Source organism: Helcococcus kunzii ATCC 51366, assembly GCF_000245755.1.
Taxonomy (GTDB): Bacteria; Bacillota; Clostridia; order Tissierellales; family Peptoniphilaceae; genus Helcococcus; species Helcococcus kunzii.
Genome location: NZ_JH601089.1, coordinates 50914 through 66490, shown reverse-complemented (window position 1 = coordinate 66490; position 15577 = coordinate 50914). Strand labels below are relative to the sequence as shown.

Annotated in this window: 12 protein-coding genes and 1 pseudogene; 12 read left to right on the top strand and 1 reads right to left on the bottom strand. The window is 28.8% G+C overall.

Annotated features, from left to right (window positions below; translation table 11 throughout):
* Nucleotides 1-45: 45 nt before the first annotated feature.
* From HMPREF9709_RS09040 to HMPREF9709_RS08990, 12 genes and pseudogenes are all read left to right on the top strand, one after another.
* The gene (locus HMPREF9709_RS09040; protein WP_005399317.1) at nt 46-846 is read left to right on the top strand and encodes a hypothetical protein; all 801 of its coding nucleotides are present in this window, start codon (nt 46-48) and stop codon (nt 844-846) included.
* 114 nt (nt 847-960) lie between these two features.
* Nucleotides 961-1083, top strand: a complete 123-nt coding sequence (locus HMPREF9709_RS10335; protein ID WP_005399316.1) for a hypothetical protein — start codon at nt 961-963, stop codon at nt 1081-1083.
* Entirely contained in the window at nt 1083-1466 is a 384-nt protein-coding gene (locus HMPREF9709_RS09880) for a GNAT family N-acetyltransferase (protein WP_083831411.1), read from the top strand. Before HMPREF9709_RS10335 ends, HMPREF9709_RS09880 begins: the two co-directional genes overlap by 1 nt.
* A gap of 316 nt (nt 1467-1782) precedes the next feature.
* The gene (locus HMPREF9709_RS09035) at nt 1783-5214 is read left to right on the top strand and encodes an SIR2 family protein (protein ID WP_040464322.1); all 3432 of its coding nucleotides are present in this window, start codon (nt 1783-1785) and stop codon (nt 5212-5214) included.
* A gap of 121 nt (nt 5215-5335) precedes the next feature.
* On the top strand, nt 5336-6841 hold the full coding sequence (locus HMPREF9709_RS09030) for a type I restriction-modification system subunit M (RefSeq protein WP_005399314.1): 1506 nt from the start codon (nt 5336-5338) through the stop codon (nt 6839-6841).
* Complete coding sequence (locus HMPREF9709_RS09875) at nt 6831-8114, top strand: restriction endonuclease subunit S (RefSeq protein ID WP_005399313.1); 1284 nt, start codon at nt 6831-6833, stop codon at nt 8112-8114. The genes HMPREF9709_RS09030 and HMPREF9709_RS09875 overlap by 11 nt, the downstream gene beginning before the upstream one ends.
* Entirely contained in the window at nt 8107-11205 is a 3099-nt protein-coding gene (locus HMPREF9709_RS09015) for a type I restriction endonuclease subunit R (protein ID WP_005399312.1), read from the top strand. The genes HMPREF9709_RS09875 and HMPREF9709_RS09015 overlap by 8 nt, the downstream gene beginning before the upstream one ends.
* A 521-nt stretch (nt 11206-11726) precedes the next feature.
* Nucleotides 11727-11954, top strand: coding sequence for a hypothetical protein (locus HMPREF9709_RS09010; RefSeq protein ID WP_040464284.1), 228 nt, complete (start codon nt 11727-11729; stop codon nt 11952-11954).
* Between the two features lie 123 nt (nt 11955-12077).
* A complete protein-coding gene (locus tag HMPREF9709_RS09005; RefSeq protein ID WP_005399311.1) occupies nt 12078-12449 on the top strand; it encodes a GNAT family N-acetyltransferase in 372 nt (123 codons plus the stop codon).
* 110 nt (nt 12450-12559) lie between these two features.
* Nucleotides 12560-13609, top strand: a pseudogene (locus tag HMPREF9709_RS10270) (virulence RhuM family protein).
* 167 nt (nt 13610-13776) lie between these two features.
* Complete coding sequence (locus HMPREF9709_RS08995) at nt 13777-14454, top strand: MmcQ/YjbR family DNA-binding protein (RefSeq protein ID WP_005399308.1); 678 nt, start codon at nt 13777-13779, stop codon at nt 14452-14454.
* Nucleotides 14455-14567: 113 nt separating this feature from the next.
* On the top strand, nt 14568-15050 hold the full coding sequence (locus HMPREF9709_RS08990) for a GNAT family N-acetyltransferase (protein WP_005399307.1): 483 nt from the start codon (nt 14568-14570) through the stop codon (nt 15048-15050).
* Here the strand turns inward: HMPREF9709_RS08990 and HMPREF9709_RS08985 are convergent.
* Nucleotides 15047-15502, bottom strand: coding sequence for a hypothetical protein (locus tag HMPREF9709_RS08985; RefSeq protein ID WP_005399306.1), 456 nt, complete (start codon nt 15500-15502; stop codon nt 15047-15049). The genes HMPREF9709_RS08990 and HMPREF9709_RS08985 overlap by 4 nt on opposite strands.
* Nucleotides 15503-15577 lie beyond the last annotated feature (75 nt).

The following is a 15577-nucleotide window of genomic DNA, read 5'->3' as shown; positions in this document are numbered from 1 at the left end:
TTATAGGTTACCTTTAACAACCTAAATACATTATATAAGGAGGGATTGTTTGTAAGAATTGCTTCTATATTTAAAAATCTAAATGTGTTAGTATATTTGTTTGTGATATATGTAGGAATACTTAAAACTTTGCATGAACTATATAAAATAAATATTGCTAATAATATTAATGATATAGTTTATAATTTTGTTAGAGAGATTTTTAAGATTGTCATTTATAATACTGAGTTAAATGAAGGCATTTATAAAATAATGATATTAGTATTAGCTTTAATAGTTTCAATCTATTTAGTACCTCACATTATTAAAATGTTCAAAAATACAAATAATTTTATAGATTATTTCTTGGATTTGATTGTTAGTATTGTAATTGAAAATAATATGATTTTAGTATTTGAAGATATTGATAGATTAGATGTAAACGAAATAGAAGAACTATTTAGAACAATTAGCGCATTGAATAGTAAATTTTATAAAAGTGATGGTTCTAATCAAATAAGAATGATATTAACATATGATAAAAAGAAAATTAAAGAAATATTACTCGAAGAAAACGGCAATGATACTCGAGGAAATTATAATAAAGAATTAGAAGATAAAAATAAATATAAAGAATTAGAAGATAAAATTATATATAAAGAATATGAGTTGGAAGCATCAAAAATATTTTTAACATCATTAATAGATATATTAGACAGATTTGCAAAAAATCAAAACGAAAAAGATAGAAAAATGATAATGAACTTAAAAGAGAAAATTGAAGAATACAAAAATAATAATAAAATAATAAGTTTGAGAGAAGTAAAAAAAAATATTAAACAGATTCTAGATGAAAAATTTAAATAGTTATTTATTAATACTTTAGAACTAATTGATTAGAACAGATTTTTGCTATAGTTACAAATAAAAAAGTGTTCACATAAGGCAAGTAAAGTTAATGATGATTTTAGAGGTGGAAATATGGAATTTTCAATAAAAGAACTAAAAGTTAGATTTGCAACAATAGAAGATGCAAAAGCTATTTCTGATATCTGTTCAAAAGCTTGGAGAATTACTTATACTAATCTTTATTCGATAAAGTAATAGATGAATTTTTTACGACAGATTGTATAGTTAAAGAATGTAGAGGATCATCTAGTGATTGGCATGGGTATATAGTTGCACATGATGGACAACATATTCTTGATTGCATTGGTGGAACAATTGAATCTCAAACTGGATTTATATATATTTTTTATGTAGACCCCGATTATAAAGGTCAAGGAATAGGAAGTGTATTACTTGAATTTTTGACAAAATATCAAAAAGAAAACCATGGAATTAATCGTCAAGAAGTGTATGTAACTACCGACAATATGATAGGGATATCTTTTTATAAAAAATGTGGTTTTGAGTTAGTAGAAGTTGTTCCAAACTGGATTGATGAGAAAGAGGGGACACAAAACAAATATCAAAGATTAGTTTAGGATTATTAGAGAAAACTAAGGTATAAGAATATTATAGTTTTTTGCTAAAATAAATCTTAATGCTAAATATTTGAAAATACTTGGTATAATATTATAAACAATAGCATAACTTTAGTAATTAATTGAAGGCGTTGTATTGATTATATAATGAAGAATTAGACATGAAAGTTACTATACTTTTATATAGTGTAAAACAAGCAGAAACATGGACTAATAAGGAAAAAATCAACAAGAAGAAACAAATTCTATCACAATGATCTCCTTAGAAAGAAAAAGTTATATAGGAGACTTTAAAATATTTTGGGATGGTGAACGTATGATAATAAATGAAATAGAGTATCCTAACAGATTAGTAGAAGCCATTATAAATAATAAACTTGTAATTTTTGCTGGTGCTGGTGTGTCAATGGGAAAGCCGACAAACCTTCCTAGTTTTAAAGCTCTTTCAAAACAAATTTCTCAACTTACAACTGAATCAAAAAGGGAAAATGAACCTGACGAACAATATTTAGGCAGGGTCAAGAATTTGGGACATGATGTTCATCAAAAAGTATGCAATACTCTTAATGAATCAAACTTACAGCCTAATAAATATCATGATATATTAATTGGCTTATTTAATGAAGGAAAGATACGTATTGTAACTACAAATTATGATTTAATGTTCGAAAAAGCTTTAGAGCAAAAAGGACGAGAAACAAAGGTTTACTCATATCCAGCCCTACCATACGGAAATGAATTTAAAGGAATTATCCACCTGCATGGAGAGGTCAACGATTCATCAAATATAGTATTAACAGACTCCGATTTTGGTAAATCATATATGTACTATGGTAATGTCACATCGTTTTTAAGAGCTCTTTTTGAGTCAGAGTATGTAGTTCTTTTTGTAGGTTATAGTTACAATGATATTGTAATGAAATATTTTACTAGAGCACTACCAGATTTATCAGGAGAAAAAAGATATATTTTTTCAAACGAGGAACAAGTAGAAGAAAATAAATCATTAGGTTTGACTCCAATTATATATAAAAAAGACGATTATGATCAGCTATATAATTCTTTGGCTAGATTATCAAGTTTGGTAATAAGAGATGACTATAAATGGAATTTAAGAATAATAGATATTGCTGGAGAAATACCTAATAAACTGAATGATGAATTTAACTATGAAGTTAAAGAAATTTTTAATAATATTCATTATACCAATAAATTTTTTAGTTTGATAAAAGATAAGGATTGGGCAGAGTATCTTTTTGATATGGGATATTTTGATGATGTCTTTATGAAAAACGAATTAGATGATTTCAGCTATAAAAAAATCGAATGGCTATCTAAGAATATAATAAAAGAAGAGTTAGAATTATTTATTAAATTTTGTTATGAAAAAAATTTTGTATTAAATAAAATCTTGCAGAATGAAATTGCCAGCTGTATCTGCGATTTTAAAGATGAATTTGATAAGATAAAGATTCTGATGAACTTGATAGATTTTAAAGATATACACTTTATACATTTAAAGGACTTACTAAGAATTTGCTATGAACATACTCCGAAGCTTGATTTTCTAGCTAGTAAAATTATTTCTACTAGTTTAGAGTTCGATTTTAAAAAAGATTCATATATTTCTCAAGACAGATTGAAAATAAAGTTTAATTATGATAATTACGAAATAAATACTTTATGGGAACAATACAGCTTATTTGATAATAAGTATTATATAAATATTCTTAATGATATTTCAAATCGAATACATAGCCTAGAAAGATTTGTGGAAATAGGTATATCTGCTGATAATTTTATTTTCTCGTCTTTCTATAAGGATGAAAAAGAATATATAAATGAACATGATATCTTTATGTTTATTCTTGCAAAATTACTTTTAGGGATGGAAGACGATCAAAAGAATTATTGGTTTAAAAAATATATTTCTTCAAAAATATCAATTTTAGTCAGATCTTCATTATTTGTACTACGTCAAATATCTGATATGTCAAACAATGAAAAGCTAAATGTTTTAAGTGATGAGAACATAAAAATATTAGATATTGAATTTAAGGAAGAATTATTTATGTTATATATGGATATTTTCCCAAAATTAACAGATAATGATAAAAAAATTTTTTTGAACAATTTAATGAAAGAAGAAAAGTTAAATGAGAACTTTACTGATGAATCGTATTTTTATCAGAAATATAATTTATTGGTTTGGTTAGATAGGTTTGATCAGAATAACAAAGACATAGAAAAATATAAAAATGAGGTATTAAATAAATATAGTTATTTTAAACCCCGTGAGAACCCACAAAAATCAATAGGACCGATTACTACAAGCTGGGGAGATGGGCCACTACCATATTCTGAGAGCGAAATTATTGATAATTTAGAAGAATTATTTTGTGAATTACTTTATTATTCTGGAGATGGATTTAATACTGCTGAAAGATATACATTAATAAATACTTTAGAAGATATATGTGTAGCGAAAACAGAATTTAGAGATAGATTAGTCGATTTATTAATTATAAAGGGTGAGTTTGAAAATGACCTATGGAAAAGTGTTATCAACTCTTTGAAGAAATCAGATATCTCAGAAAATGAATTAATAGAGGTTTTTGAAAAGATTTTTATTCAACCATTAATTAGAATAAATTCTCTTGAATTTAGCTCTGTAATTTATTCAAATTTAAAGAGTCGAGATAATGTAAGTGATAATTTAGCAGACTATTTGTTTGAAAAAATTAAATTATTATGGCCACATTCAACAAGTTTTGAAAATGATACAATAGATTACTTCAATAAAGCACTAAATTCTTCAAAAGGAAATATAGCACTGTCGATGATACATTTAATTGATATTTCAACTAAAAATAAAGATAAAAGAATTTTAGAAAATAGATTTAAATCTTTTTTAGAGAAAATGATAAATGAAGAAACTTATAACGATGCACTTGTTGTAATACTTGGGAATGCTTCATTTTTTTATAGCTTGGATAGGAGTTGGTGTGAGGATAATATTTTAGTTAATTACAATTCAGATGATAAAAAACTTTTAAATATAGCTTGGAACGGATTTATTTATCAATCATATTTGTATCCAGAATTCGCTATAATTATGGAACCAAAATTTCATAATGCTATTAAAAACATTACAACTTTTTGTGACAAAGATTTAAGAAAAGAAATATTAAAGAGATATATCTCTCTTATGGTGAATATTTCTACTGACCCTATAAATGATTATGTTTCAAATATTTTTACTAAAGAAACTTTAGATGAAGTAATAAAAATTTTTTATTTTGAATTATCTAGATACATTGAATCGCTAGATAAAACGGTAAGAAATGAAATTTTTGATAAATGGATACTACAATTCATAAGTAACCGTACTAGAAGCCTTCCGGTACTACTTACTGATCCTGAAAAAAATTTAATATTAAAACTTTTATTAGAGTTTCCTGATAGAATTGATTCTTTAAATGAAATATTTATACGTCTAGATGACTCTTTTAGAGTTGATCAAGACACTCTGAATTATTTATTCTATATCATTGAAATAACAAAAGATAATTCAGATATGATAAATAGAATATTGTTAATTATAACTAATCAAATGAAAAGAAATACTAAAGAAATGATTTCGGGATATATACAGACAGGAATAAGAGATTTGTATGAAAAAATAAAAAATAATGGGACAGATACAGAAAATTTGGAAAGAAATATGAAGTTTTTGAATATAAACTGAACAGTACCGAATGGAAGAGAAATTCGTTAGAAATAGAAATAATGTAAGTTATTTTTTATATTGTAGAACACGTAGTCTATTTTACAATATAAGTAATAAAGTAAAGACAACGGAGGAACATATGTCAGAAAAAATAAACAGCGCCAACCTAGGTTTTGAAAAAGAAATATTCGCTGCAGCAGATAAACTTAGAGGTAACATGGATGCAGCAGAATACAAGAACGTAGTATTAGGATTAATATTCCTTAAATATATATCAGATAGTTTTGAAGAAAAATATAATAGTCTTCTTGAAGAAGGAGATGGCTTTGAAGAAGATATTGACGAATATACTGCAGAGAACATATTCTTTGTTCCAAAGGAAGCTAGATGGGACTTTATCGCTTCAAAAGCTATGTCCCCAGAGATCGGGCAAGTTATTGATCAAGCCATGGTATCAATAGAAACGGAAAACGATAGATTAAGAGGTATTCTTCCAAAAAATTATGCAAGACCTGAATTAGACAAAAGAAGACTTGGTGAAGTTGTCGACCTATTTAATAATTTAAAATTAAAAGAACATGGTAACTCCAAAGATATTTTAGGTCGTACTTACGAGTATGCTATTTCAAAGTTTGCGTCCTTAGAAGGCAAAAACGCCGGAGAATTCTATACGCCATCAAGCATAGTAAAGACTTTAGTTGAAATCTTACAACCCTATGAAGGGCGTGTATACGACCCTTGTTGTGGAGCTGGTGGTATGTTTGTGCAGTCTGCAAATTTTGTAGAAAAACATCAAGGTCGTATAAATGACCTTTCTATATATGGTCAAGAATCAAATTCTAACACATGGAAATTAGCACAAATGAACCTTGCAATTCATGGCTTAGAAGGTGACTTAGGACCAGGTGCTGCCGATACATTTTTCAACGATCAACACTCTACTATGAGAGCTGACTATATTCTAGCCAATCCTCCTTTCAATCTAAAGGATTGGGGCGGCGATAAATTAGTCGAAGATGCCAGATGGAAATACGGACTTCCTCCAGCTGGTAACGCAAACTACGCTTGGATGCAACATATGCTATATCATCTAGCGCCAAAAGGGAAAATGGGCTTGGTTTTAGCGAATGGTGCCTTATCCACATCTACAGGAAGTGAAGGTACAATCAGAGAAAATATTATTAGAGATGATTTAGTTGAGTGCATTATAGCTATGCCAGATAGATTGTTTTATTCTACAGGAATATCTGTATCTTTATGGATATTCAATAAAAACAAGAAACAAAAGGATAAAGTGCTTTTCTTGGATTGTAGAAATATGGGACATATGGTTGATAGAGCTCATAGAGATTTAACTGAAGAAGATATACTTAAAATTGCTGATACTTATAAGTCATTTACAGAAGGTAATGATATAGAAGAACTTGGTTATTCACATGTTGCTGATTTAAATGAGATAGAGGAAAATAACTTTGTTCTTACACCAGGAAGATATGTGGGGCTTGAAGAAGTAGAAGAAGATGGTGAACCATTTGAAGAGAAAATGGAAAGATTAACTGATGAATTAGGTCAATTATTTGCAGAATCTAGAAAATTAGAGAATCAAATAATAGAACAACTAGGGGATATTGGTTATGGATTATAGTTGGAATACAGTAAAGGTTTCAGATTTAGGAACAATTATAACGGGTAAAACTCCTAGAACAAAAGAAAAACAAAATTATGGTGGAGAAATACCCTTCCTCACTCCTTCAGATGACATGGATTCGAGATATGTTACAAAAACTGAAAGGAGCTTATCTATAATAGGTGAAGATAGTGTAAAAAAACAGGTTATTCCGGCAGGTTCTATTTGTGTTAGTTGTATTGGGTCACAACTAGGAAAAGTTACTATGACAACAAAGAAAACTGTTACCAATCAACAAATAAATAGTATAATACCAAATAAAAATTATAATCCACTTTTTATTTATTACTCAATGTTATTAATAGGAAAAAAATTAAATTTTATTAGCAAAACATCTACAGCAGTTCCTATAGTTAATAAAACTGATTTTTCCAATATGGAATTAATGGTTCCAAACATTCAAATACAAAACAAAATAGTAAATATTTTATCGTATTTAGACCAAAAAATCGAAGTCAACAACAAAATCATCGCCAACCTAGAATCTCAAGCTCAAGCTATATTCAAATCTTGGTTTGTAGACTTTGAACCATTCCAAGATGGAGAATTTGTTGAAAGTGAATTAGGAATGATACCAAAAGGATGGGAAGTAACTACTATAGGAGAAATTTCCAAAAGAATAAACGGATATAGTTATAAAAGTAGTGATTTAGCAGATGTTTCCAAATATAATATGGTGACATTAAAAAATTTCAATAGGAATGGTGATATGCCTAATGATGTTATAAAACCAATATCATTAAATGATAGAATAAAGTATAGACATTTTCTTTTAGAAAATGATATTCTAGTTGCTTGTACGGATTTAACCCAAGCAGCTGAAGTGATAGGTAGAGTATTGCTTTATAGTATGAACGAGAAATTTGACAACGAAATATTTTCAATGGATTTAGTAAAGTTAGTTCCAAATAGTGAATTAGAAAGGTTGTTTTTATATTATTACTTAAAATCACCAATGTTTAAGGATTATGCTGAAGGCGTTGCAACTGGTACTACTGTGCTACATTTACCTAAAAATGCAATTGATAATTTTACAGTTGTACGTCCTAATTTATATGGAATTGAATTATTTAATAAAACAATTTCTCCTTTTATAGAATTACAAAAGGTTCTCTATAAACAAAACCAAAAACTCGCCGAAACCCGCGACACTCTTCTTCCTAAACTTATGTCCGGAGAGATTGATGTTAGCAATATAAAAATAGATATTGAGGAAGATAACAATGACTGAAATATATATTGAAGATGGCTTTGAGAAAGTATTTATAGGATTTATAGAGAAACTAGGCTATAGATATATTCCTCATCAAGAAATTGTTAGGGATAGTATGAAATCTGTAATAGCTTCTGAGATTTTAATAGATTCAATTTATAGAATTAATCCCAATGTCTCAGACGAAATACTTGAACAAGCTATTCATAAAATTAAAAATATAGATGCAGGGCTTCTTGTTGACAGAAACGAAGCCTTCTTTGAGTATCTTCAAAATGGATTAGAAATATCATATTATGAGGACGACGAACAAAGAACTCAAATTGTCAGGATTTTGGATTTTGATAATATTGAGAATAATAGCTTCGTAGTTACTAACCAATTAACTATTAAAGGTAAGGATACAAAAAGACCAGATGTGATCATATATATCAACGGCTTACCATTAGTTGTTATAGAGTTAAAGTCAATGACTTCATCTAATGCAGACATTGGAAATGCCTTTAGACAAATAAAGAACTATCAATACGATATAGAAGAACTTTTCGTATACAATGCATTTAATCTTATTTCTGACTTTACTACCACAAAAGTTGGCACAATTACGGCTAACGAAGCTTGGTATAAAGAATGGAAATCTATAGATGGTTCATATATTTCAAAAACGCACGGAGATTATAAGACGATATTAGAAGGAGTTTTAGATAAAGGTAGATTCCTAGATATTATTAATAATTTCATTTTCTTTGAACATAAAGATGATGCAACTTTTAAGATACTAGCACAATATCATCAATACTTTGCTGTTAAAAAAGCTGTAAAATCAACAGAAGAAGCTATTAGAAATGGTGATGGAAGAGGTGGGGTATTCTGGCATACTCAAGGTTCAGGAAAGTCCTTGTCTATGGTGTTTTATGCTCAATATTTAATTAAAGAACTAGGCCAACCAACATTCGTTATATTAACAGATAGAAATGACTTAGATGATCAGTTATATGGTCAATTTTCACGTGCAAGTAGATTCTTAAGGCAAACGCCTATTCAAGCTAGATCTAGATCGCATTTGACTGAACTTCTAGATAATAGAACATCAAATGGGATTTTCTTTTCAACTATGCAAAAATTTGCTGAATCTGAAGAGGCTTTAACTCATAGAAGCGATGTAATAGTTATGGCAGATGAAGCACACAGATCACAATATGGTCTTAAAGAAAAAATGACTAGAGATGGACAAGTACAGTCAGGTATGGCTAGACTTGTTAGAAAATCTTTACCAAATGCTACTTACATAGGATTTACAGGTACACCAATAAGTGCTAATGATAAAGATACTCAAGAGGTATTTGGAGACTATATAGATGTTTATGATATGACTCAGGCGGTCGAAGATGGAGCTACTAAACCTGTCTACTATGAAAATAGAGTAATAAATTTAGGATTAAATGAAGACATACTTAAACAAATTGATAAAAAATATGAGGAGTTGTCAGAGCAGGCTAACGAGCTCTATATTGAGTCAAGCAAAAAAGAGTTAAGCCGATTAGAGCAAATAATAGGGTCTGATCAAGCTATTGATACCCTTGTTAATGATATTATCAAGCATTATGAAGAAACCAGAGAAAATCTGTTAACTGGTAAGGCTATGATTGTAGCGTTTAATAGAAACATAGCTATTAATATCTATAAAAAGATGCTTAACATAAGACCTGAATGGAAAGAAAAAGTAAATGTTGTAGTTACAGCAAATAACAATGATCCAGTTGAATGGAAACCAATAATTGGTGCTAAATCTGATAAGGAAGAATTAGCTAAGCGATTTAAAGATGACAAAGATCCTTTTAAGATTGCTATTGTCGTTGATATGTGGCTAACAGGATTTGATGTTCCAAGTTTAGCAACTATGTACGTTTACAAACCTATGAAGGGTCACAATTTAATGCAAGCAATAGCAAGGGTTAATCGTGTATTCAAAGACAAAGAAGGCGGCTTAGTTGTTGACTATATTGGAATAGCAGGAGCCTTAAAAGAGGCTATGAGTGACTATACAAAAGCTGATCAAGAAACAATTGATAATGCAGATATTAGAGACTCAGCTTACCCTCTATTCCAAGAGAAACTAGAAGTATGTAGAAACACGTTTTTCTATAACTTTAACTATTCACATATATTTTCATCCAGAGCTACTAGTTCTGAAATAGCCGATCTTATTACAAACGGACTAGATTATATACTGACATTTTCAGAAAATAAACAAAATGCTTTCAGGAAAGAATCCTATGCGATAAAGCAAGCGCATAGTTTATGTTCATCAATATCCACAGAAGAGGAACAAAGAGAAGCTGCATACTTTGAAGCCATTAGGACAAGCTTAAACAGAATAGTTTCCCCTGGTAAATTAAATAAATCAGATATAAATAAGCAAATATCAGAGCTTCTGAGCCAATCTATTCATAGTGAAGGAGTTATAAATCTATTCCAAGATTTTGATAAAGGATTTAGTATATTCGATGCATTATTTATAGAGAAGATACAACAAATGGAACAAAGAAATCTTAGCATTGAACTTCTAAATAAGCTTTTGAAAGATGAAATAAAAATATTTTCTAGAAAAGATTTAATAAAAGGCAAAGAGTTTTCAGAACGTTTGAAATCAATAATGCAAAAATATAGAGATAGTATGGTAGATAATGCAGAGAGCTTAGACCACTTTATAGGTCTTGTCGCAGATAAAAAAGAATCTTATGGCCTTGATTTAGTTAGACAAGCACTTGTTAAATTAGCAGATGATATGCTTAAACTTGAAGAGGAAAATAAAGCCCTTGGCTTAAGTAGAGAAGAATTAGCCTTCTATCATGCTATCAGCAAGCCGGAAAACATTACCGATTTTTATACAAATGAGGAACTAATAAAACTAACACAAGAATTAACTAAAACAATAGGAAACGAAATGACATCTGACTGGGATAAAAGAGAGTCGGGAAGAGCGAACATGAGAAGAACTGTTAAGAGGCTCTTAAGTAAATACAAGTACCCAAAAGACTTCAGAAATGTACTAATAGATTTGATTATTGAGCAAGCTGAGGAGTTTGACGGTATGAGGTTGGCCTAGGGGAAAGAAAAATAAATTCTCTTGTATATTATTAGAATATAGAGACCAAATATATGATTATTTTAGAACCTAGAAAATAAAAATTATTTAAAGTGAAGATCAGTTTGAAGGATAAAATTATATGAAAAAAGACAAACAGCTGAGTAATAAGGCCAGAGTAGGAACAGGTAAAACCTGCCATTATATAGATAGAGATAGCAAAAAAAGTTGGGATAGATTTTGATGGTTCTATACAAGATGCAAATAATAATGTAAAAGAGGATTACACTAATGATACTTCAATATTTTTCTTCGTAGCAAATAGCTATAGACATTCCTTTCATATTATTGGTGAGAAGATAGAACAATATTTTAACTCAGGTGCTAAAGATAAATATATAGAGCATTTAATACTACCCTATTATTTTAACTTTAGGCACTATCTGGAGTTAGAACTTAAAGCTTTAATAACTTGCTTAACTAATCAATATCCAAAGATAACTCATGATTTAGAAGAATTATTTTGCTTTTTCAAAGAAGAAGTGTTCAAAATTAATATAGAATCAGCAGAGGATAAAGACATAGTAAAAACAATAAATAAAATAATAGAAGAATTAGAAAAAATAATTTCTAATTATAAAGATAGTGAACCATCTGAGGAATATTATAGATATATTTTTACAAAATCAAATGATTCGAATAACAGGAAATTTATTATAGAAAATACTTTGATAAGTCTAGATTTCACAAAGCAACTTGTGATTTACTAACATTAGATAATTAGGATATTTAATTAGAAGAAGGATACTGAAAATGGAAATAAAAAACTAACACAAGAAAATGTTACTGAGTATTTAGATTATTTAGAATTAACTATATCTTTAGAACCTGATATGATGACGACAGACTTTGTAAGTAAAGAAGCAATCATAAGTGCAATATCAAGTGATTCTAATGATATTAGCAAATCTATATTAGTTTTTGAAGATGGTAAGGTTATTGGCAGGATAGAGTATCACTTTTACATATGTATACAAGACTTATATAAGACGGCTTACGTTAATTGGTTATATGTGTTGTCTGACTATAGGCATAAAGGCATAGCTCAGAAACTTTTCAAAGAATTTGAAAAAATATGTATCGAAAACAATGTAAATCAATATTTCCTAATAAGAGCAAACAACAGTAATGCAGAAAGTTTTTATAATTCGTTCATTAATTCTGATACAAGTAAAGAAGATGTTTTGAGGAAAACACTTATATAGTTCTAATTTTAAACAATTTGAAGGAATCTGGAAAATCTATTTGACGGTTCATTCGACAAAAATAAACTGAAATATACAATTATAAAATCTAAAAACCTTTACACAAACATATGTTCTTTTATGCTATAATATTCTTGACAGTTCCAATAAATATTAAGGAGAAAAGCATGGAAAAAGATAAGATTATTTTATATCAAGAAGATGATAGAAATATTTCAGTGGATGTTAAGTATAGTGAAGAAACTTTTTGGTTAACACAAAAATCAATGGCGGAATTGTTTGATTGTAGCACAGATAATATTTCATTACATTTAAAAAATATTTTTAAAGATGGTGAATTAGAAATGAATTCAGTTGTCGAGGAATCCTCGGTAACTGCTACTGACGGGAAAAAGTACAATACGAAATTCTACAACCTAGACGCCATTATAGCAGTAGGTTACAGAGTCAATTCAAAAAAAGCAACAAAATTTAGACAGTGGGCAACTACAAACTTAAGAGAGTATATTATAAAGGGTTTTGTTCTAAACGATGAAATGCTAAAGAATGGAAAGCCATTTGGTAAAGATTATTTTAAAGAGTTAATAGAGCGTGTAAGATCTATTAGGGCAAGTGAAAGAAGAATATGGCAGCAAATTACTGATATATTTGCTGAAGTTGCAATAGATTATGATAAAAAATCTCAAATCACAAGACACTTCTATGCAATGGTTCAAAATAAGTTTCATTATGCTATAACCGGAAAAACTGCTGCAGAGATTATTATCTCATCTGCAGATCATACTAAAGAGAATATGGGATTAAAAACATGGAAATCCGCTCCAGATGGCAGAATCTTAAAATCTGACACTCAAATTGCTAAAAACTAGCTTTCCGAAAAAGAAATCAAAGCTTTAGAAAGAAATATTTCAGGATATTTTGACTATATTGAAGACTTATTAGAAAGAGAAAATACATTTACTATGGAAGAGTTTGTTTCTAGTGTTAATGAGTTTTTAGAATTTAGAAAATATGATGTTCTTCCAGATAATGAAAAGGGAAAAATATCATCTAAGACAGCAAAAGATAAAGCTTCAAAAGAGTATGATATTTTTAATAAGACACAGAAGATAGATTCTGACTTTGACGAGTTTACTAAAAGATTGGATAAATCAAACTGATATTTGTCATTAGAAGAGATATAACAACATCACATCAATAAAATATAAGGAAGATTTGATTAATGAACATAGCTGTATTTTGCGGTGCCAGTACAGGTATCAGGGAGATTTCATAAAGAACTATATTAAACCAAAAATAAGGAAGTATTAAAAATAAGAGTAAAAACATGCAAATAATCCAAGAAGTTTTCCAAAGAAAAAGAATAATTTCAAATCGTTTAATAGAATATGGATTTACAATTGACAAAGAGACATATCATTATCAAACAGAAATATTGAATGGTGATTTCACGGTTTATATCGAAATTAACCATTCCGGCGAAATTGATGCGAAGATAATAGATAAAATGAACGATGAAGAATATGTCCAAGCATACAATGATAGTGTGAATAATGCATTTGTCAATTCGGTGAGAGATGAATTTTCCAATCTACTGAGTGATATCGCAGACAAATGTATCGAAGATATATTGTTTTCATCAGAACAAGCAAATAGGATTGTAAAAGAAATTAAAAAAAAATATGGCGTAGATCCTGAGTTTCCATGGAAGGACAAAGCTAACGATAAGAGTGGAATATTTAGACATCTTCATAATCAAAAGTGGTTTGCTTTAATAATGAATATCGAAAAGGGTAAGCTTACAAAAGATGAAAATAATGATTTACTTGACGCGATTAATCTTAAAATAGATCCAAAAGATGGGAAATCACTTCGAAGTAGGAATGGAATATTTGAAGCCTATCATATGAATAAAAAACATTGGATTACAGTGATTCTTGATGAAAGCATATCTGATGATGATGTTATGAAGCTTATAGAAAAAAGTTTTGAACTTACAAAATAAATTTTTGGTCCTTGCCTATTAAGGATATATAGAAATCACTCAATATATTAATATAATAAAGACATGAATTTATTACATGTATTAAATTAAAACTCAAATATTTGCGAGGCAACATGATAATTAGAAAAACAAGTCCAAAAGATAATCAGACGTTAGCCAAAATAATAAGAAAAAATTTAGAAGAACACCATCTCGACATAGCTGGTACGGCATATTTTGATTCTAATCTTGATAATTTAAGCGAATACTATAATCAATTAAATACAAACCGAGTGTATTATGTGATTTTAGATGACAATGAAAATTTGCTTGGAGGAGTAGGAATGGAAGCCTTTGAAAACATAGATAACTGTGTAGAAATGCAGAAGTTATATCTATCAGATGAAGCAAAAGGACAAGGACTAGGAGTTAAGCTTGTTCAATATATTGAAGAAAAAGCAAAGGAACAAGGCTATTCTAAAATGTATCTCGAATCCCATTCCAATTTAAAAGCCGCAATATCTTTATATAAGAAAATGGGATATAAGCAGATGGATAGACCAGATTTTGTGGTACATACAACAGTGGATATGTTTTTTATAAAAACAAGCTTCTAGAGCTCATCAATATATGAGTCTAGAAGCCTTACTATTTCTTCTTTATGTGTGTCGTAAATATTGCCATCGAATTTATAAAGTTCTTCAGCATTTTCATCATAGAAAGTTATATCGCAACCAGTCCCGTCAGCTCCTATGATTTTCTTATCATCCTTAACTTTATTTTGTAAAATGTCATAAATTTTCTCAAGATCCTTCTCAGAAATCTTTACTTCTTTTTTGTTTTTTATTCCTGAAATATTGTATTCTTCATGATATGAAAAATCACCCTTATAAGCTAGTTTATATTTTTTAGATTTTAAAAAGTCATCTTCTTCATTAACTTGATTCCATAGCGTAGAACTAGCCTCAAACATTAGGGCTTCAGATTTATGTAATGGGTTACTCTTGAAAAGTGAACAGGCGCTGAGTATAAAAACAAATACAATAAGTAATGGAATATTTTTCTTCATTTTATGCTCCTTTAGGTTTTAGCGTTATATGCATTTCTATATTTACATAACAGCATAATTCTAAATTTTATAAAT